Below are 17,194 nucleotides of genomic sequence, written 5' to 3' on the forward strand. Positions count from 1 at the left end.
TGCTCGGACCTGGTGGTATCAGGCAGCCGTAGGGCTGCCTGATTTTTGCGAGTCATCCGGCTGCTTCGACAATCCGGCCGCGGCCGAGTGCCTGGAATACCGTCTGCACGATGCCGGCGCGATCAAGGCCCGCCATGGCATTCATGGCCTCAGGCTTGGCCTGTTCCATCCAGATATCGGGCATGACCAGCGAGCGGATTTTCAGGCCGCTGTCGAGCAGGCCTTCATTGGCAAGGAACTGCATGACCTGGCTGCCAAAGCCACCGACCGAACCTTCCTCGATGGTGATGAGGATCTCGTGGTGGGCGGCGAGCTGGCGGATGAGATCGCGATCGAGCGGCTTGGCAAAGCGTGCGTCCGCGACCGTCGTCGAAAGACCGGCGGCATCGAGATCCTCGGCGGCGGCAAGACTGTCGGCCAGACGCGTACCGAAGGAGAGGAGGGCGACTTTCGTGCCCTGCTTGATGACGCGACCCTTACCGATTTCAAGGATCTGGCCGCGTTCCGGCAGATCGACGCCGACGCCTTCACCGCGCGGATAGCGGAAGGAGATCGGACCGAGATCATAGGCGGCAGCGGTGCGCACCATATGCTTCAGCTCTGCCTCATCTGCCGCGGCCATGACGACGAAGCCCGGCAGGGTCGCGAGGAAAGCAGTATCGAAGGAGCCCGCATGCGTCGGGCCATCGGCGCCGACGAAGCCGGCGCGGTCGATCGGGAAACGGACCGGCAACCCTTGAATGGCCACATCATGCACCACCTGGTCGTAGGCACGCTGCAGGAAGGTGGAATAAAGGGCGGCAAAGGGCTTGTAGCCTTCGGCGGCAAGGCCGGCAGCGAAAGTCACGGCATGCTGCTCGGCAATGCCGACATCGAAACAGCGCTTGGGGAAGAACTCCTGCAGCTTGTCGAGGCCGGTGCCGTTCGGCATGGCGGCGGTGATACCGACGATTTTGTCGTCGAGGGTCGCCTCCTGCACTAAAGCGTCCGCAAAGACGCTTGTGTAGCTCGGCGCATTCGGCTTCACCTTCGTCTGAGCGCCGGTGATGACGTCGAATTTGTTGACGCCATGATATTTGTCGGCAGCCGCTTCGGCCGGGGGATAGCCCTTGCCTTTCTGCGTCACGACATGGATCAGCACCGGTCCCTGGGCATTGTCGCGCACGTTGCGCAGCACGGGCAGCAGATGCTCGAAGGAATGGCCGTCGATTGGACCGATATGGTAGAAGCCCATCTCCTCGAACATGGTGCCGCCGGTCACATACCCCCGTGCATGTTCGACTGCCCGCGTGATGGCGCGATCGACCTTCTTGCCGAGATAGGCGGTTAGTTTCTTACCAAAATCCCGGAAGCCCATATAGGTCCGGCCGGAGGCAAGACGGGCGAGATAGGCACTCATGGCGCCGGTCGGCGGGGCAATCGACATGTCGTTGTCATTGAGGATGACGATCAGCCGCGCGTCCAGCGCTCCGGCATTGTTCAGCGCCTCATAGGCCATGCCGGCCGACATGGCACCGTCGCCGATGACGGCGATCACACGGCGGTCGGTGTTTTCGAGCTCGGCGGCAACAGCCATGCCGAGACCGGCGGAAATGGAGGTCGAGGAATGCGCGGCGCCGAACGGATCGTATTCGCTTTCGGCCCGACGTGTGAAGCCGGAAAGACCGCCTTCCTGCCGCAGCGTGCGGATGCGGTCGCGACGACCGGTCAGGATCTTGTGCGGATAACACTGATGCCCGACATCGAAGATCAGACGATCGTTCGGCGTATTGAAGACGCTGTGGATCGCGATGGTCAGTTCGACAACACCGAGGCCGGCGCCGAGATGTCCGCCGGTACGCGATACCGCATCGATCATCTCGTCGCGAACTTCGCGGGCGAGCTGCGGCAATTCCCGGTCCTCCAGCTTTCGCAGGTCGGAAGGATATTGGACCCGGTCCAGCAGGGGCGTCTGTGGCATTTGTGTCAAGGCTGATGCCTCTTTCTTGCTATTCTTGGGCGGTTGTCCGCCTTTACGTCAAAACAGATTGCGACAAAAGACGCCGAATTCAAGGTGCTCCCGAACAAGAAACATGTGGGAGTGTTATGAACCCGTTAGCCCTCCGGCAGGGGAATGAACTCTTCCTCGTCACCCGGCACGATATCGAAGCGGCCCGTGCGCCATTCTTCCTTGGCCTTTTCGATGCGCTCCTTTGAGGACGAGACGAAATTCCACCAGATATAGCGCTTCGAATTGAGCGCTGCACCGCCAAAAAGCATGAGATGACAGCCTTTTTCGCCAGCCTCCAGCGTTATCGCATCGCCAGGACGGAAGACGAGGAGTTGATCCTGTTCGAAACGGTCGCCGGCGACAACGAGCGAACCGGAGAGAATATAGACCGCCCGTTCCTCGTGTGCTGCTCCAAAAGGAAACGTCGTATTGGGCTGGAGCTGAAGATCGACGTAGAGCGTGTCTGAGAAGGATTTCACTGACGATTTCAGGCCCTCGAATTCACCGATGACAACGCGTCCGGTCACGCCGCCGTCGGCAATCGTTGGTAGGTCATCCTTTTCCGTATGGGCGAAGGAGGGATCGATGTCCTCCTTGTCGTCGGGCAGCGCCAGCCAAGTCTGCAGGCCGGACATGGCGAATGGATGGTCGCGCAGGTTTTCCGGCGTGCGCTCGGAATGCACGATACCGCGCCCGGCCGTCATCAGGTTGACGTCGCCGGGGCGGATCACCTTGGCCGTGCCGAGGCTGTCCATATGGCGGATCTCGCCATCGAACAAATAGGTGACGGTGGAAAGGCCGATATGCGGATGCGGGCGCACATCGAGCGCCTGGCCCGGCCGTAAAATCGCAGGTCCCATGCGGTCGAAGAAGATGAACGGCCCCACCAGCCGGCGCCGGCTGCTTGGAAGCGCGCGCCGCACGGAGAAGCCGCCAAGGTCGCTGGTGCGCGGAATGATAAGGTTCTCGATGACATCGCAGGCGAAGGCATCGCCGGCTTGGGGATCGTTGCCTGGGAAGAAGGACATGAAGGCTCTCCTTTCGGTTGAGGCTCAACCTAGCGAGAAAGGTCGGGAAACTCAAATTTCCTGTATGAGATGTGCGTGTAGGTTGTCTCATCTCTCAACCTGTGCGATTGGCTCGAGGAATCTATTTGAGGGCCGTACGCATGGACAGCACGAGAAATAAAACGTTGATCGCCGTTCTGTTGGGAACGACGTTGATGGGATGCAGCACGACGAGCGATAAGTCTGCTGCGACCGCTGCAAAGCCGGCAGGTCCAGTCGCAATGGATCGCGGTGTCGCCGCATTTCGCGATATCTGCTTCGCCTACAAGGCACCCTATGCCGAAAGCTACGCCGCAGCGGCGCGATACGGCATAAAGAAGTTCGAAACCAAGCAAAAGTCGAGCTTGTTGTCTGGAAAATATACCTATTCCGAAGGCTCTACGGATGATGGGTCCCTCATCGTGGGTATCAATCCAAAGGGATTGTGCACTGTCCAGGACCGTCGTCATCCCGGTATGGCCGACGACAAGACCATCGAAGATCAATTCGCAGCGGTGATTCACACAAAATACCCGCTAGCCAGCCGGCTTCGGGAAAACAGCGTCTCCTACACGACAGTTGAAAATTGGAAGACCATCAATTTTGCATTCATACTTAACTACAAGGGCTACAATATGTTCGGCTCGCCGTTGTGATCTTACCTATTCTTCAGCCAGCCGCCAGCCTCACGCGCCATCAAGCGCTTCCGTGCCCTGCGGCTTGCCGGCACGGTCGAGCCTGATCTTCTCGATGCGGTTTTCCGCAGCCGAGAGCAGCGCCTCGCAATGTTTCTTCAGCGCTTCGCCACGCTCATAGATCGAAATGGATTCATCAAGTGCTACATCGCCGCGCTCAAGCCGGGCAACGATGCTTTCAAGCTCTGCCACGGCCTTCTCGAAGGAATAGCCTGATACATCTGCCTTGGCGCTCTCGCTCATCGTCAACCTTTCATCATGCGTAGAATATGCATCCCCGCCGACTCGGCGAGACCTTCCAGATCATAGCCGCCTTCGAGCAGGCTGACGACCCGGTTCTTGGCGCTGCGGTCGGCAACCTCGAGCAGCCGCCCCGTCGCCCAGTCGAAATCCTCGCCGGTCAGGTTCAGTTGCGCCAGGGGATCGCGATGATGGGCGTCGAACCCGGCCGAGATGATGATGAGGTCGGGGCGAAAGTCGTGCAGCGCCGGCAGAACACGGGATTTGAAGGCCTCGCGGAAATGATCGCCGCCGGTATTGGGCGACAGCGGCGCATTGACGATGGTGTTGCGCGCGCCGCGCTCCTCCTTCTTGCCGGTGCCTGGATAGAGTGGCATCTGGTGGGTGGAACAGAAGAGCACGGATGGGTCATCCCAGAAGATATCCTGCGTGCCATTGCCGTGGTGCACGTCCCAATCGACGATGGCGACGCGCTCGGCGCCGTGGGCCTTTTGCGCATGGCGGGCGGCGATCGCGGCATTGTTGAAGAAGCAGAAGCCCATGGCCTTGGTCTTCTCGGCATGATGACCGGGCGGCCGGGCTGCGACGAAGACATTGTCGGCCGCACCGGAGAAGACGTCGTCGACTGCCGCCATGGCGCCGCCGACGCCATGCATGATCGCCTGCAGCGTCTTCGGGCTGGCATAGGTATCCGCCTCGATCTGGCTGATCTCGCCCTCGTCGCCTCTGTCCGGCATCGAGCGCAGCACGAAATCCAGATGCTCCTCGGGATGCGCAAGCAGGATCGCATCCTCATGCGCGGGCGGCGCCTTTCGCCGGTCCAGCCTCTCGAAATTCGGATGCTCCAGCGCAATGTTCAGCGAGCGAAGCCGGTCCGGTCGCTCCGGATGGCCAGGTGGAACGATGTGTTCAAGAAAGATCGGATGTTCGTAAAGACGTGTGCTCATGGGGCCAATCTATAAATGAGGTGTGACGCCTATTACAGGACATGGACAATGTCACTACAATGTCAACAATTCATCTTAACCACTTTGGAGTGGCGCCGTTTACTTATCGAGGCGCGGTGTTAAGCTTTCATTAAGGTCAGTACGGCGTCGGCCAGGGTTGTTGCGTCATGGCGAGAGTAGAACGATCCGATGTCATCGAGGTAAGGGTGCCGCCGCGTGATGTCGACCGGCACGGCCAGATGTTTATCGCCTCCTACATCTCGCAGGCCGAGACCGCGCTCTCCAACTTTTGGCGCACGCGGCCGCTGGTCGACGACGAGCCCGTCTATATTGCCAAGAAGGCATCATGCTCGCTGCACCGCGCCTTGCACTATGACGACCTTGCCCGTTACTCGATCAGCGTCAACAAGATTGGCGGCAAGTCGATCGGTTTCGTCGTGGCCGTCGAAACTGGCAACGAGCTGGCAGCGGAGGTGGAAATCCTCTGGCTCGCGGTGCGCGGCGATGAGCATGACCCGGTGCCGCTGCCGGAAGACACGCGCGACTGGCTCTACAAATATCTGGCGTGAGCCAGGCTAAGCTCCCCATCGCTGCCCGCAAAACCGTCGCACATTTTGCGCGATGTAATCAGCTCCGCTGTGGCAGAAGCGGGTAGCCGACCATGACGGCGCGGCCCACCAGGGCCGCGACCACAGCCTTGATGATATCGCCCGGCACGAAGCCCAGGGACCCGATAAACGCCTTGCTGAAGCCGATATTGATGGCGAGCCAGGCAATGCCGAACGCGTAGAGCACCACCACCCCACCGATAACAGCAGCGATGAAGAAGCCGACACCCTGAACCAGGCTGCTCTGTTCCGGCTTGACCAGTCGTTCGGAGAGGTAGCCGGTGATGAAGGCTGCGAACATCCAGCCGACGAAGAAGCCGGCCGTCGGGCCTGCAAAGACGGCAAGGCCGCCGCGTCCGCCGGAAAGGACCGGCAGGCCGATCGAAACAAGCACCACCACCAGCAGCACCGCGATCGTCCCGCGCTTGGCGCCTAGGACGACGCCGGCAAGCATGACGCCGAGTGACTGCGCCGTGATCGGAACCGGAATGATGCCGATGGGGATTGGCGGCAAGAGGCCGAGCGCCACGATGATGGCGGCAAATAGCGCCGAGAGGACGAGATCGCGGGTGTTCATGGCGGCTCCTTCCGAAAAAGATCTATGTTCATTGACGCCGAATGCCGCGCGCGTCAATCGCCGCCGCAATATTGTCCGCATCGCGCAACGTCAGGATGATGAGCGGCGCGAGCGTGGTTGCCAGGCGAACCTTGATCCCGCGCGCCTGATGCGCTTCGCGGATCGCATGGTAACGATCAAGGATCTCGGGGACGAAACGAATGACGAGGCCGATCGCAAGTCCGATATCGGCGGCCTTGAGCAAGCCGATCTTTTCGAGCGGCATGGCAAGCACGGTGATTTCATCGATAAAGGCGGCCATCGAGGTCGTGGCCGTCACCGTGGCGGCGAATAGCGCCAGCGCCGTCAGTCTGAGCGCCGTGACGATCGCCGCGTGCAGCGGGCCGACCAGCGCTGCAAAAACGGCGAGCACGGCAATCGAGATCAGGATCGGTCGCAGCCGCTTCAATGCGTCTCGGATTGGTAGGCCGCTGCGGAAATAGAAGCCGGCGCCGACAAGATTTGCACAGGCAAGCAGCGCGATGGACTGAGTCAGAAAAAGCAATATGCCAAATGCGGTCAGAGCCAGCAGCTTCACGCGCGGCGAAAGCCGGTGGAGCCAAGTATCGACATCGACATGCAGCGTCTGCATCAGCCCGCCATCTCCCGGTAGCGAGTGATCGCTTCCTCTGCCGAAGCGTCGACGACGAGCCGGCCTTGATCGAACAAAAGCACCCGCTCGAAACCCTCGAGCAGGGGCAGGTCGTGGCTGATGACGATGACGCTTTCCGGCAGCCCCATCATGGTCTTCTGCACCAGCGCCCGGTTCCTAAGGTCGAGCTGGTTCGTCGGCTCGTCCAGAATGAGGATATCCGGGCCAGTCACGAGCACCGAGCAAAGGGCAGCCATCTGCAATTCGCCCCCGGAGAGCTCATGTGCCCGCCGCGCGCCGAGATGACCGACGCCGAAGCGGGAAAGAATGCCCTCGACCGCCGCATCGATCTGCGCCTTGTCATATCCGCGCGCCTTGAGGCCGAAGGCGATGTCGTCGCGCACGATGGGCAGGATGATCTGGTTTTGCGGGGACTGGAAGATATAGCCAACCTTGCCCAGAACCTTGGCGGCATCTCCGACCGTATCGAGCCCGTCGACCGCGACGCGTCCCGTCGTCGGCTTGACGAGCCCGTTGATCAGCCGCGCGAAGGTCGTCTTGCCGGAGCCATTGAGGCCGATCACCCCGATGCGGCGCTCCTGAAGCGTGAGATTCAGAGGAAACAGCGCAGTGCGCTTGCCATAATTGACGCCAGCGTTTTCGAAGCGGATGTCCAAGCGGCTTCCCTGTTCGGTAGTTGATCGCGGAGCTATAGCGCATTGCATCGAATTATCAAATCGACGCCTCTTTGAAAGCATGGGAATTTATGCCTATGATCGCGCAATGACGAATCTGCTCTCGAATCGTGACGCTCGCCGCGTGTTCCTTGCCAAGCAGGGGCTTGCCAATCCGCCGAACCGCGCCTTGACCAAGGCGGGGCTGCTGCAGCTCATCCACGACATCGGCTTCGTGCAGGTCGATAGCATAGGCACCGTCGAGCGTGCCCATCACCAGATCCTGTTTTCGCGCAACCAGACCTATCGGCGCGAGCATCTGACGGAACTTCTGGAAAAGGACGGCGCGCTCTTCGAGAACTGGACGCACGACGCCTCTATTCTACCGAGCGCTTTCTTCGTCTATTGGAAGCACCGTTTTCGCCGCGAGGAAGTGGCGATCATCGAGCGCTGGCGGAAATGGCGCGGCGAGGGGTTCGAGGCGGCTTTCGAGGAAACCTACGAGCGCGTGCTGAAGAACGGCGCGATCACCGCCCGCGAGGTCAAGGCGGAGGATCATGTCTCCGGTGGCTGGTGGAATTGGCACCCCAACAAGACGGCGCTCGAATATTTCTGGCGCACCGGCAAGTTCGCGATCGCCGGCCGTACCAATTTCCAGAAGGTCTACGACCTCGTGGAGCGTGTGCTTCCGGCTCATTTCCATGAGCCGGAAGTGGAGCACGATGAATTCGTCGACTGGGCCTGCCGCAGCGCGCTGCAGCGCCTCGGTTTTGCGACCTCAGGCGAAATCGCCGCCTTCTGGGATCTGGTCACGCCGCAGGAAGCCAAAAGCTGGATCGAGACGCATCGTGACGAGTTGACCGAAGTGCTGATCGAGCCCGCCGGCGGCGGCAAGCCTCGTCCTTCCTTCGCATTCCAAGATTTCCATGACACGCTCGACAGCCATGCCGAAGCGCCGGCCCGCATCCGCGTGCTTAGCCCCTTCGATCCGACGCTGCGCGATCGCAATCGCACCGAACGCCTCTTCGGCTTCTTCTATCGTATCGAGATTTTCGTGCCGGAGCCGAAGCGCGAATACGGCTATTATGTCTTTCCGCTCTTGGAAGGAGACCGTCTGATCGGCCGGATCGATATGAAGGCCGATCGTAAGGCCGGCACTCTCGACGTCAAGCGCCTGTGGCTAGAACCAGGCGTCAAGGCATCCGCCGGCCGACTGGAGAAGCTGGAAGCGGAACTGGAGCGTATTGCCCGTTTCACCGGCGTCGAGAAGGTCGTGTTTCTCGACGGCTGGCGAGGATGACCGCCTGTTGCCTTTCGAGAGATGGTGGTGAGCGGCGTCCGGGGAACGGCTGTTGATTTTTTGGGACTGCGGTCGCATGGACACTATCCGGATTTTCGATGGGCATAATGATGCGGTCCAGTTCATGTTGGACTATAAGGCCGACGGCCGCGATTTTCTGGCGCGGTCCGAGGCCGGACATCTCGATCTTCCAAGAGCACTCGAAGGAGGCTTGGCCGGCGGATTGTTTGCTATGTATGCCTCGCCGGAGCACGAGCCGGTGGATGATCTCACGATCACCCACAATGGCTACGAAGTTCGCTATGCCGACGCGGTGCATCCGGACTATGCACGGCTGCAGATCGACGGACAGCTTTCGGCCATAAAGAAGCTGATCGGGCGCTCGGGCGCTAAAATACGTCTTGCAACGAGCGTCAGCGAGATCGAGGCGGCACGATATGACGGCGCCTTTGCCATCGTGCTCCATATGGAAGGCGCCGACGCCATCGGCCCCGATCTCGGCTATCTGGATAGCCTTTACGATGCCGGCCTTAGATCCCTGGGCATCGTGTGGAGCCGCCCGAACGTCTTTGGCTATGGCGTTCCGTTCGCTTATCCGCGATCACCCGACACGGGGCCTGGGCTGACGGATTTGGGCAAGGATCTGGTCAGAAGATGCAATGAACTCGGCATCATGATCGATATTTCCCATCTGAACGAGTGCGGGTTTTGGGATGTCGCCGCATTGAGCACCGCTCCGCTCGTGGCCACCCACGCCTGCGCCCATGCCATATGTCCATCGACCCGAAACCTGACCGATCGGCAATTGGACGCGATCCGCGACACCGGCGGGGTCGTTGGGCTGAATTTGGCCGTCAACGATATCCGCGCGGATGCCAATCTTGACGAGGACACCCCGCTCGACGCCGTTATTCGCCAGATCGATTACCTCATCACTCGCGTCGGCGCGGATGAGATCGCTCTCGGATCGGATTTCGATGGTGCCGTCATGCCTCGCGAGATCGGAGATGCAAGCGGCTTGCCGCGCCTCATGGATGCCATGCGCCAAAGCGGATTCGATGAACTAACCCTGCGAAAATTCGCCTATGACAATTGGCTCCGCGTATTTGGCGTAACGTGGGTGGGTCGATAACAATTTTGTCACCTCCCCCTTGGGGGGAGGTCGCCGGGTAGCGGCGGGTGGGGGTGATCTTGAGTGTGGGGAAACATCACCCCACCCCGGAGCTTCGCTCCGACCCTCCCCCTCAAGGGGAGGGTGGGGATCGGCAGATTTCCGTCGTGGCTTAGGGCGCCGTATAGGCACAGGCGCCCATCAAAAGGGAGGATTCATTGTCGTCACCAATTCTCGAGGGCAGCAATGTCAGGCTCCGCCCGCCATGTGCCGACGACGCTGATGTGCGCTTCGCTCTGGGCACGAATGCCGAGATCGTGGAGATGTATGGCGTCAACAAGGAGGACATCAAGCCCATCACTCGGGAGGGTGCGGCGCTGTGGGTTCAGGGTATTGCCGATCATCCTCACGCATGGGTTATCGAGATCAGGGGCGCCTTTGCCGGCGTGATCAGATTGGATAACGTCAATCACCAGGACCGGCGCGCGACGATGGCAATCGGGATCTATAATCCCGCCTTGCTTGGCAAAGGCTTTGGCACGGAAGCGATCACGCTTCTGCTAGATCATGCCTTCGGCGAGATGAGACTGCATCGCATCGGAATACGCGTGCTCGCCTACAACAAGCGCGCCATCCGCGCCTATGAAAAATGCGGCTTCATCGTCGAAGGAAGGGAGCGGGAGACCGCTTACGTCAATGGCCGCTGGCACGACGACATCATGATGGGCCTGCTGGATCGCGAGTTTTCATCACCTCCCCCTTGAGGGCGAAGGTCGCCGCGCAGCGGCGGGTGGGGGTGACAATTGTTTGGTTGCGGAGATCGACGCGATCACTCCACCCCGGAGCTTTGCTCCGACTCTCCCCCTCAAGGGGAGGGTGGAATCAGCAGATTTCCGTTGTGGCGATTTTGATGCCAAAACCTTCGAGGCCGACATAGTGCCGTTCGCGGCTGGTGAGCAGCTTGATCGAGCTGACACCGAGATCCTTCAGGATCTGCGCGCCGAGGCCGATTTCCAGCCATTCGCTGTCTCGCGCCTGCGCCTCGGCATGGCTCTCGCGTTCGGCTTGGCGCGCCTTGCGGCCATTGTCGAAATGACCCACACCGACGGAACCTTCACGCAGATAGACGATGACGCCTCGGCCTTCTTCGGAGATCTTCTTCATGTAGAAATCGACCGGACGGCGCTTGCCGAACAGATCCTCGGCGACACTTTCCGGATGCAGCCGGACCGGAATATCGACGCCGTCGCGAATGTCGCCGAAGACGACGGCAAGATGCTGCATCGGATCCCAGGGCAGGGAATAGGTATGGGCGCGCGCCTTGCCGAAAGGTGTTTCGATGTCGAAGCTGGTGCCGAGCTCGATCAGGGTTTCCTTGCGCTGGCGATAGGCGATAAGGTCGGCAACGGAAAGGAGTTTCAGGCCGTTCTGCTCAGCAAATTCCACCACTTGCTGGCCGCGCGTCACCGTGCCGTCATCATTGACGAGCTCGCTGATGACGCCGATCGGCGGCAGGCCGGCAAGCTTGCAGAGGTCGACCGCGGCTTCGGTATGGCCCGAACGCATCAGCACGCCGCCTTCGCGCGCAACCAGCGGGAAGATATGGCCGGGACGGACGAAATCGGTGGGGCCGACATTCGGATTGGCGAGGTTTCGAACCGTCAGGGTCCGGTCGTCGGCGGAAATGCCTGTTGTGGTGCCATGCTTGAAATCGACGGAAACGGTGAAGGCCGTCGTATGGGCGGAATCATTTTCCGCGACCATGGCATTGAGATTGAGGCGCTTGGCTTCCTCGCGCGGCATTGGCGTGCAGACGATGCCGGAAGTGTGCCGGACGATAAAGGCCATCTTTTCCGGCGTGCAGTGAACGGCGGCAACGATCAGATCGCCTTCGTTCTCGCGGTCGTTATCGTCCATGACGACGACGATCTCTCCAGCTTCGAACGCCCGGATGGCATCGACAACACGCTTCTGGTCGTAAGACATCTCGAAGTCCCTACCTCTGCTGGCCCGTTTGGCCGCGATCCCTCAGATAATGATCGGCAACGGCGCAAGCGACCATCGCCTCACCGATCGGAACGGCGCGAATGCCGACGCAAGGATCGTGGCGGCCCTTGGTGCGAACATCGACATTATTGCCATCGGCATCGATAGACTGGCGTTCCGTCAGGATCGAGGAGGTCGGCTTGATGGCAAAGCGCGTGACGATGGGCTCGCCTGTGGAAATGCCGCCCAGGATGCCGCCGGCATGATTGGACAGGAAGATCCGCTTGCCGTCGTTGCCCATGCGCATCGCGTCGGCATTTTCCTCGCCTGTCAGTTCGGCGGATGCGAAACCTTCGCCGATTTCGACACCCTTGACGGCATTGATCGACATCAGCAGCGAGGCGATGTCCTGATCGAGCTTGCCGTAGATCGGTGCGCCAAGCCCGGCCGGGACGCCTTCCGCCACGACTTCCACCACGGCACCGATCGAGGAGCCGGCCTTGCGGATGCCGTCGAGATACTCTTCCCACACCGGCACGATTTCCGGATCGGGAGCGAAGAATGGATTCTGATCGACCTGAGCCCAATCCCAGTTGGCGCGGTTGATCTTGTGCTTGCCGATCTGCACCAGCGCGCCGCGGATGGTCACGCCGGGCACGACGAGGCGGGCGATGCCGCCGGCTGCGACGCGCGCCGCGGTTTCGCGGGCCGAGGAGCGACCGCCGCCGCGGTAGTCGCGAATGCCGTATTTGACGTCATAGGTATAGTCGGCATGGCCGGGACGATAACGTCGTGCGATTTCGCCATAATCCTTCGAGCGCTGGTCGGTATTCTCGATCAGCATCGAGATCGGCGTCCCGGTCGAGATCATCGTCTCGCCATCCTCGTCCATCATGACGCCGGACAGAACCTTGACGAGATCGTCCTCGCGCCGCTGCGTCACAAAACGCGATTGCCCCGGTTTGCGCTTATCGAGCCAGGTCTGAATGTCCTGTAGCTTGAAACGGAGGCCCGGAGGGCAGCCGTCGACGACGCAGCCGAGCGCCGGACCGTGGCTTTCGCCCCAGGTGGTGACGCGGAAGAGGTGACCGAATGTATTATGCGACATGTAAAACGACCGGATTAGCGCAGCCTGACGGGCAGGTCGCGTCTTGTCACTTGCAATTGCGGCCCACTCATAGAGCATGATGCCGAAAAGTGTAAGCGGTTTTCGGACGACCTCATGCTCATGATTGAGACCGGCTGGGCTTCGATTATCGGCGGCCCCAGAAGTCGGCAAGACAAGATCTTTCTTTCAGCCGCGCAGAAATTGCCGCCGCGTCTTCCTTTTCTTGCGCATGCCGAGTGGTAAATAAAGATTAACCCAGGCTGTGGATTGTGACGAAGCATTCACCAATTGGGCGAGCGAAGCCACTATTGCGGGCAACTTCCGCCATATTCGACGTGTTTTCTAGCTGCATAAGAAATCATAATCAATTTACCTGAAGGGTGACGACGATGCGCTTCTTTGTAGCGACGCTTTTGGCCACGGCAAGCCTGCTTGCTCCTGTTGCTGGTTTTGCTGAGAGCGCAGATGTCGAGGCCGTCATCAAGAAGGTCGACGCGAAGAACTTCAACATCACGCTGGATGATGGCAAGAGCTACCAAGTGCCCGAGGATTTCGATTTCAGCGGCCTGCAGGCCGGTGTGAAGGTCGTCGTCTTCTACACGGAAGTGGACGGCAAGCGCGTCGTCAACGATCTTGATATTGTCCAATAAACCCCGGCTTCGCCAGGCACTTACGCGGTGGGGAACCTAGAACTTTCGATTGATCGGTTTTAAGCAGTTGTGCGAGGCGACGATCCTCGGTCTCATCCGGACGCGCGTCACATCCAGCCGATAATCTTCATTTCCGGATCAACCTTCAGGATCTGGTCCTGATGGATCGGGATTTCCGCCGCCTCTTCTTTTTCGACATCGCCGATCAGACGGAACAGCGTACGGATGACGCCGCCATGCGTGACGCAAACCGTTGGACGGTCGACGGATGCCAGCCATGAGCTCACACGCCAGGAGAGGATTTCATAGCTTTCGGCGTCTTCACCGGGCGGGATGAAGTCCCATTTGTTCGCCTTGCGCTCGGCAAGACGGTCGGGCTCCGTCGCCTTCAATTCCTTGAGAGTAAAGCCTTCCCAAGCCCCGAAGGACACTTCGACCAACCTGTCGTCGGTGCTGTAGTTCTTGGGCGGCAGCCCCATGGCCTGCCGAACGATTTCCATGGTTTCGCGGGTGCGCCGCAAGGGGCTTGCGACGAAATCGAAGGGCCGGTTTTCGAAGGCAAGGATTTCGGCGAGATCGATGCCGTTCTGCCGCGCCTGTTCGCGGCCAATGGCGTTGAGATCGATGTCTTTCTGCCCCTGCAGGCGCCGCTCGGCATTCCAGTCGGTCTGACCGTGGCGTATCACATAGAGGATGGGCGACACGGTCAGCTTCCTGTTGGTCAGTCCTTCGCGACGGAAATGTCAGGCGCGTCCACGGCCTTCATGCCGACCGTGTGATAGCCGGAATCGACGTGGTGGATTTCGCCGGTCACGGCCGTCGACAAATCGGACAGCAGATAGAGGGCGGAATTGCCGACTTCGTCGATCGTGACAGTCCGCTTCAGCGGCGCGTTGTACTCGTTCCACTTCAGGATATAGCGGAAGTCGCCGATGCCGGACGCTGCGAGCGTCTTGATCGGGCCTGCCGAGATCGCGTTGACGCGGATGCCGCGGCTGCCGAGATCGACTGCAAGGTAGCGCACGCTTGCTTCGAGAGCGGCCTTGGCGACACCCATGACGTTGTAGTGCGGCATGACCTTTTCCGCACCATAATAGGTGAGGGTGATCATCGAGCCGCCGTCATTCATGATTCGCTCGGCGCGCTGTGCAACCGCGGTGAAGGAATAGACGGAGATGTCCATCGTCTTCGTGAAATTGTCACGGCTGGTATCGAGATAACGGCCGGTCAGCTCATCCTTGTCGGAGAAAGCGATGGCGTGCACGACGAAATCGATCTTGCCCCATTTCGCCTCTAGCGTGTCCATGACGGCATCGATCGTTGCCGGCTCGGTTACGTCGCAATAGCCGGCCATGAAGGCGCCGAGTTCCTGAGCGAGCGGCTCGACGCGCTTCTTCAGGGCATCGCCCTGCCACGTCAATGCGATTTCGGCTCCGGCATCCGAGCAGGCTTTGGCAATACCCCACGCTATCGAACGGTTGTTTGCTACGCCGAGGATGACGCCGCGCTTGCCTGCCATGAGGCCAGTGGATTGAGCCATATTCTGCTCCCTTGAACTTTCGAATGACCTGCCTATGGCATAGGCCGTTCCCCTGTTCAAGCATCGTAAAGATCATCAACTGTTAGGGATCGTAACAAAGGGTGCTGTTGTCACCAAAATTTCACAGGAAAAGGCCCTCGCGCATGCTGCGCATGAGATCCGTGACCTTATCGTCGGGTTTTTCCCACAGCATCAGCCGCAATTCGACGATGAGATCGCCTTTTCCGCCATTGCCATCGGGCAATCCCTCGCCGGAAATGCGCACCACCTGATCCGAACCGGACCAGGCCGGCACCGTGATCCTGACCGGCCCGTTCAATCCATCGACGGTTGTTTCGCAGCCAAGGACCGCATTTTCGATGCTGACAGGCAATATGGTGCGCACATCGCTGCCCTCGAGCGTGAAGCGCCCGTCGGTCGACAGATGCACGGTGACGGCGACATCGCCGCGCAGCATGCCCTGCAGTTTGAGTCCCTGACCCCTAAGGTGAAGCACCTGGCCATTGGAGATATCAGTCGTCGCCTGGAAGCGCGCCTCACGGTTGTCGGGCAGCGGAACGGCAATCCAGCGGCTCTTCAGCATGTCGTCGAGCGTGACCGTGGCTTCGGCGGCGACCTCCGGGGTTTTTTCCGGCGGCTTTTCGGGCGCATTGCCGCCCGTGATGCGTCGCACCAGAGAGCCGAGAATGCCGAAGGCCGAGCGCGAGCCGGCGGAAGCTGTCGCCAGTTGCTCTTCTTCCACCTGCGGCTCTTCGGCCGCCGCGGTATCGGGTTGCTCCTGTGATTTTTCCGCCTGCTTTGCGCCTGCCGCCGCCGTGGCCTGTGCCTGCTGCGCTTGGCCGGCCTTCACGCCAAAAATGCGCTCGACCATGTCTTCCGGCGATTCGGCGGCATTGCCCTGTTGGCCGGACGCAGCGGAAGCCGCCGCCTTACGGGCATTCGCCCGCGCGAGTTCTTCCATGATCTTGTCGGCATTGGCGCGCGCTGTCTTGGCCTTTTCGGCCGCCTCGCGAACCGCCTGCCGCTGTTGCATGATCGTCTGTTCCTGGCTCTGGCCTTTTGCCTCGGCCATGCGCGCGATCTGGTCGTAGCGGCTGCGCTTCTGCGGATCCTTCAAGGTCTCGTAAGCGCGGCCGATTTCGGCAAAACGTTCCGACGCGGTTGGATCGCCCGGATTGTGATCTGGATGGGCGGTCTTCGCCAGATTGCGCCAAGCGGACTTGATTTCGTCCGCCCCCGCATCTTTCCTAACGCCCAGCACCTTGTACGGATCCCGCATCTTTCCCGCCATCATTCATGGAAGTGCTCAAGCCCCATCGCAGCACCCCAAGCAAAGAACCAGTTGATAGCGCTTCGCCATCCTGCTTCCTGTCATGGGAGGCAAGACTAATGCGCCGATGAACCGATCCTGCGGGAAAAGTTGCTAATCAGGCGTTACGGCGGATAGGACCTGAAGGTCTGCATTTTAAGGCATGGTTAGCCGATCGCTAACGGCCGATGCCTGGGATTTGCAGTCGGAGGCGCATCGCTGATGGCAATAGAATGCCTATCAGCGTGAGCTGATTTGGAGGCAGGCAAAAAGGGAAGAAGGGCGGATCAGCCCGCCTGCTGGAAGCTCAGCAACTGCCATTCGCCGAGGCCGACAAGGCAAGTCCTGCCAGAGAAATTGGCAACGCCCTGATAGGAGTGCCGGCTCGTGCGGAATTGGCGGCAAACCACGCCGGAGGCATTGCTTTCGACAATCGTGTCGATGACGCCGGCGCTGCCGGTCGAGGTATTTGCCCAGGGTATGGGCTGGCCCTTCAGCTTATTGAGGTCCGCCGAGGTGACGGCATTGCGCACCGTCGCCTCGTCGGAGATGCTGTCCGCTGTCACCGGTGCCGTCGGCACGGTGCCCGTCGATACGCTGCGATCCACTTTGGCCGAGCTCAGATAGTCCATGCCGCCGCCGACGCAGCCGCCAAGGGTGAAAAGGGAGATGAGGGCGACAGCCATCGTCACGCCTTTTGCAAGCTTGCGCTTTGTATGAACGATCGACTTTGCTATGACTTCCACCCGAACTTCTTGGCCAGCCAGAGGGGCCGGCGGTTA

The 17,194-nt window shown here is 60.2% G+C and carries 19 protein-coding genes; 6 read left to right on the forward strand and 13 right to left on the reverse strand.

Features of this window, described 5'->3' with window-relative positions:
• Positions 1 to 52 precede the first annotated feature (52 nt).
• Both dxs and PH558_RS16060 read right to left on the reverse strand, forming a co-directional pair.
• On the reverse strand, positions 53 to 1,969 hold the full coding sequence (gene dxs, locus PH558_RS16055) for a 1-deoxy-D-xylulose-5-phosphate synthase (protein ID WP_285205459.1): 1,917 nt from the start codon (positions 1,967 to 1,969) through the stop codon (positions 53 to 55).
• Between the two features lie 125 nt (positions 1,970 to 2,094).
• Positions 2,095 to 3,018 carry a pirin family protein gene (locus tag PH558_RS16060; protein ID WP_285205460.1) on the reverse strand — a complete coding sequence of 308 codons (924 nt, stop codon included), beginning with the start codon at positions 3,016 to 3,018 and terminating at the stop codon, positions 2,095 to 2,097.
• A 140-nt stretch (positions 3,019 to 3,158) separates the two neighbouring features.
• Between PH558_RS16060 and PH558_RS16065 the strand changes: the two genes are divergently transcribed.
• Positions 3,159 to 3,692 carry a hypothetical protein gene (locus PH558_RS16065; RefSeq protein WP_285205461.1) on the forward strand — a complete coding sequence of 178 codons (534 nt, stop codon included), beginning with the start codon at positions 3,159 to 3,161 and terminating at the stop codon, positions 3,690 to 3,692.
• Between the two features lie 30 nt (positions 3,693 to 3,722).
• Here PH558_RS16065 and PH558_RS16070 read toward each other — a convergent pair whose 3' ends face one another.
• Together PH558_RS16070 and PH558_RS16075 are read right to left on the reverse strand one after the other, a co-directional pair.
• Complete coding sequence (locus tag PH558_RS16070) at positions 3,723 to 3,974, reverse strand: exodeoxyribonuclease VII small subunit (protein ID WP_095434136.1); 252 nt, start codon at positions 3,972 to 3,974, stop codon at positions 3,723 to 3,725.
• Between the two features lie 2 nt (positions 3,975 to 3,976).
• Positions 3,977 to 4,918: a histone deacetylase family protein gene (locus PH558_RS16075; RefSeq protein WP_285205462.1), complete on the reverse strand. Its 942-nt coding sequence runs from the start codon at positions 4,916 to 4,918 to the stop codon at positions 3,977 to 3,979.
• Positions 4,919 to 5,085: 167 nt separating this feature from the next.
• Here PH558_RS16075 and PH558_RS16080 point away from each other — a divergent pair, with 167 nt between their 5' ends.
• Positions 5,086 to 5,487 carry an acyl-CoA thioesterase gene (locus PH558_RS16080; RefSeq protein WP_095434138.1) on the forward strand — a complete coding sequence of 134 codons (402 nt, stop codon included), beginning with the start codon at positions 5,086 to 5,088 and terminating at the stop codon, positions 5,485 to 5,487.
• A 58-nt stretch (positions 5,488 to 5,545) separates the two neighbouring features.
• Here the strand turns inward: PH558_RS16080 and PH558_RS16085 are convergent, their stop codons facing one another.
• Genes PH558_RS16085 through PH558_RS16095 form a run of 3 tightly spaced genes read right to left on the reverse strand, consistent with a single transcriptional unit; the run spans position 5,546 to position 7,411 of the window.
• The gene (locus PH558_RS16085) at positions 5,546 to 6,103 is read right to left on the reverse strand and encodes a biotin transporter BioY (RefSeq protein ID WP_285205464.1); all 558 of its coding nucleotides are present in this window, start codon (positions 6,101 to 6,103) and stop codon (positions 5,546 to 5,548) included.
• A 28-nt stretch (positions 6,104 to 6,131) separates the two neighbouring features.
• Positions 6,132 to 6,734, reverse strand: a complete 603-nt coding sequence (locus tag PH558_RS16090) for an energy-coupling factor transporter transmembrane component T family protein (RefSeq protein ID WP_095434140.1) — start codon at positions 6,732 to 6,734, stop codon at positions 6,132 to 6,134.
• Positions 6,734 to 7,411 carry an energy-coupling factor ABC transporter ATP-binding protein gene (locus PH558_RS16095; RefSeq protein ID WP_285205466.1) on the reverse strand — a complete coding sequence of 226 codons (678 nt, stop codon included), beginning with the start codon at positions 7,409 to 7,411 and terminating at the stop codon, positions 6,734 to 6,736. The genes PH558_RS16090 and PH558_RS16095 overlap by 1 nt, the downstream gene beginning before the upstream one ends.
• A 106-nt stretch (positions 7,412 to 7,517) precedes the next feature.
• Between PH558_RS16095 and PH558_RS16100 the strand changes: the two genes are divergently transcribed.
• From PH558_RS16100 to PH558_RS16110, 3 genes are all read left to right on the forward strand, one after another.
• On the forward strand, positions 7,518 to 8,708 hold the full coding sequence (locus PH558_RS16100; protein ID WP_285205469.1) for a winged helix-turn-helix domain-containing protein: 1,191 nt from the start codon (positions 7,518 to 7,520) through the stop codon (positions 8,706 to 8,708).
• Between the two features lie 76 nt (positions 8,709 to 8,784).
• Entirely contained in the window at positions 8,785 to 9,840 is a 1,056-nt protein-coding gene (locus tag PH558_RS16105) for a dipeptidase (RefSeq protein WP_285205470.1), read from the forward strand.
• Positions 9,841 to 10,037: 197 nt separating this feature from the next.
• On the forward strand, positions 10,038 to 10,583 hold the full coding sequence (locus PH558_RS16110) for a GNAT family N-acetyltransferase (protein ID WP_285205472.1): 546 nt from the start codon (positions 10,038 to 10,040) through the stop codon (positions 10,581 to 10,583).
• A gap of 118 nt (positions 10,584 to 10,701) precedes the next feature.
• On the opposite strand, the gene ribB is transcribed toward PH558_RS16110, so the two are convergent.
• Positions 10,702 to 11,805 carry a 3,4-dihydroxy-2-butanone-4-phosphate synthase gene (gene ribB, locus PH558_RS16115; RefSeq protein WP_285205475.1) on the reverse strand — a complete coding sequence of 368 codons (1,104 nt, stop codon included), beginning with the start codon at positions 11,803 to 11,805 and terminating at the stop codon, positions 10,702 to 10,704.
• Between the two features lie 10 nt (positions 11,806 to 11,815).
• Positions 11,816 to 12,913, reverse strand: coding sequence for a chorismate synthase (aroC, locus tag PH558_RS16120; RefSeq protein ID WP_285205477.1), 1,098 nt, complete (start codon positions 12,911 to 12,913; stop codon positions 11,816 to 11,818).
• Between the two features lie 389 nt (positions 12,914 to 13,302).
• Between aroC and PH558_RS16125 the strand changes: the two genes are divergently transcribed.
• Complete coding sequence (locus tag PH558_RS16125; protein ID WP_015339036.1) at positions 13,303 to 13,563, forward strand: DUF1344 domain-containing protein; 261 nt, start codon at positions 13,303 to 13,305, stop codon at positions 13,561 to 13,563.
• A 107-nt stretch (positions 13,564 to 13,670) separates the two neighbouring features.
• Here the strand turns inward: PH558_RS16125 and PH558_RS16130 are convergent, their stop codons facing one another.
• From PH558_RS16130 to PH558_RS16145, 4 genes are all read right to left on the reverse strand, one after another.
• Positions 13,671 to 14,267 carry a histidine phosphatase family protein gene (locus PH558_RS16130; RefSeq protein WP_285205479.1) on the reverse strand — a complete coding sequence of 199 codons (597 nt, stop codon included), beginning with the start codon at positions 14,265 to 14,267 and terminating at the stop codon, positions 13,671 to 13,673.
• 17 nt (positions 14,268 to 14,284) lie between these two features.
• Positions 14,285 to 15,103, reverse strand: a complete 819-nt coding sequence (fabI, locus tag PH558_RS16135; protein ID WP_285205481.1) for an enoyl-ACP reductase FabI — start codon at positions 15,101 to 15,103, stop codon at positions 14,285 to 14,287.
• A gap of 121 nt (positions 15,104 to 15,224) precedes the next feature.
• Entirely contained in the window at positions 15,225 to 16,382 is a 1,158-nt protein-coding gene (locus tag PH558_RS16140) for a DnaJ domain-containing protein (RefSeq protein WP_285205484.1), read from the reverse strand.
• Between the two features lie 317 nt (positions 16,383 to 16,699).
• Complete coding sequence (locus PH558_RS16145; protein WP_095434146.1) at positions 16,700 to 17,158, reverse strand: RT0821/Lpp0805 family surface protein; 459 nt, start codon at positions 17,156 to 17,158, stop codon at positions 16,700 to 16,702.
• Between the last annotated feature and the right edge of the window lie 36 nt (positions 17,159 to 17,194).

Source organism: Rhizobium pantanalense (assembly GCF_030182525.1).
Taxonomy (GTDB): Bacteria; Pseudomonadota; Alphaproteobacteria; order Rhizobiales; family Rhizobiaceae; genus Rhizobium.

What these genes read in the sequence shown, in the direction of transcription:
- PH558_RS16060 (WP_285205460.1), bottom strand. Translation starts at nt 3,018, where the DNA reads ATGTCCTTCTTCCCAGGCAACGATCCCCAAGCCGGCGATGCCTTCGCC.
- PH558_RS16065 (WP_285205461.1), top strand. Translation starts at nt 3,159, where the DNA reads ATGGACAGCACGAGAAATAAAACGTTGATCGCCGTTCTGTTGGGAACG.
- PH558_RS16070 (WP_095434136.1), bottom strand. Translation starts at nt 3,974, where the DNA reads ATGAGCGAGAGCGCCAAGGCAGATGTATCAGGCTATTCCTTCGAGAAG.
- PH558_RS16075 (WP_285205462.1), bottom strand. Translation starts at nt 4,918, where the DNA reads ATGAGCACACGTCTTTACGAACATCCGATCTTTCTTGAACACATCGTT.
- PH558_RS16080 (WP_095434138.1), top strand. Translation starts at nt 5,086, where the DNA reads ATGGCGAGAGTAGAACGATCCGATGTCATCGAGGTAAGGGTGCCGCCG.
- PH558_RS16085 (WP_285205464.1), bottom strand. Translation starts at nt 6,103, where the DNA reads ATGAACACCCGCGATCTCGTCCTCTCGGCGCTATTTGCCGCCATCATC.
- PH558_RS16090 (WP_095434140.1), bottom strand. Translation starts at nt 6,734, where the DNA reads ATGCAGACGCTGCATGTCGATGTCGATACTTGGCTCCACCGGCTTTCG.
- PH558_RS16100 (WP_285205469.1), top strand. Translation starts at nt 7,518, where the DNA reads ATGACGAATCTGCTCTCGAATCGTGACGCTCGCCGCGTGTTCCTTGCC.
- PH558_RS16105 (WP_285205470.1), top strand. Translation starts at nt 8,785, where the DNA reads ATGGACACTATCCGGATTTTCGATGGGCATAATGATGCGGTCCAGTTC.
- ribB (WP_285205475.1), bottom strand. Translation starts at nt 11,805, where the DNA reads ATGTCTTACGACCAGAAGCGTGTTGTCGATGCCATCCGGGCGTTCGAA.
- aroC (WP_285205477.1), bottom strand. Translation starts at nt 12,913, where the DNA reads ATGTCGCATAATACATTCGGTCACCTCTTCCGCGTCACCACCTGGGGC.
- PH558_RS16125 (WP_015339036.1), top strand. Translation starts at nt 13,303, where the DNA reads ATGCGCTTCTTTGTAGCGACGCTTTTGGCCACGGCAAGCCTGCTTGCT.
- fabI (WP_285205481.1), bottom strand. Translation starts at nt 15,103, where the DNA reads ATGGCTCAATCCACTGGCCTCATGGCAGGCAAGCGCGGCGTCATCCTC.
- PH558_RS16140 (WP_285205484.1), bottom strand. Translation starts at nt 16,382, where the DNA reads ATGCGGGATCCGTACAAGGTGCTGGGCGTTAGGAAAGATGCGGGGGCG.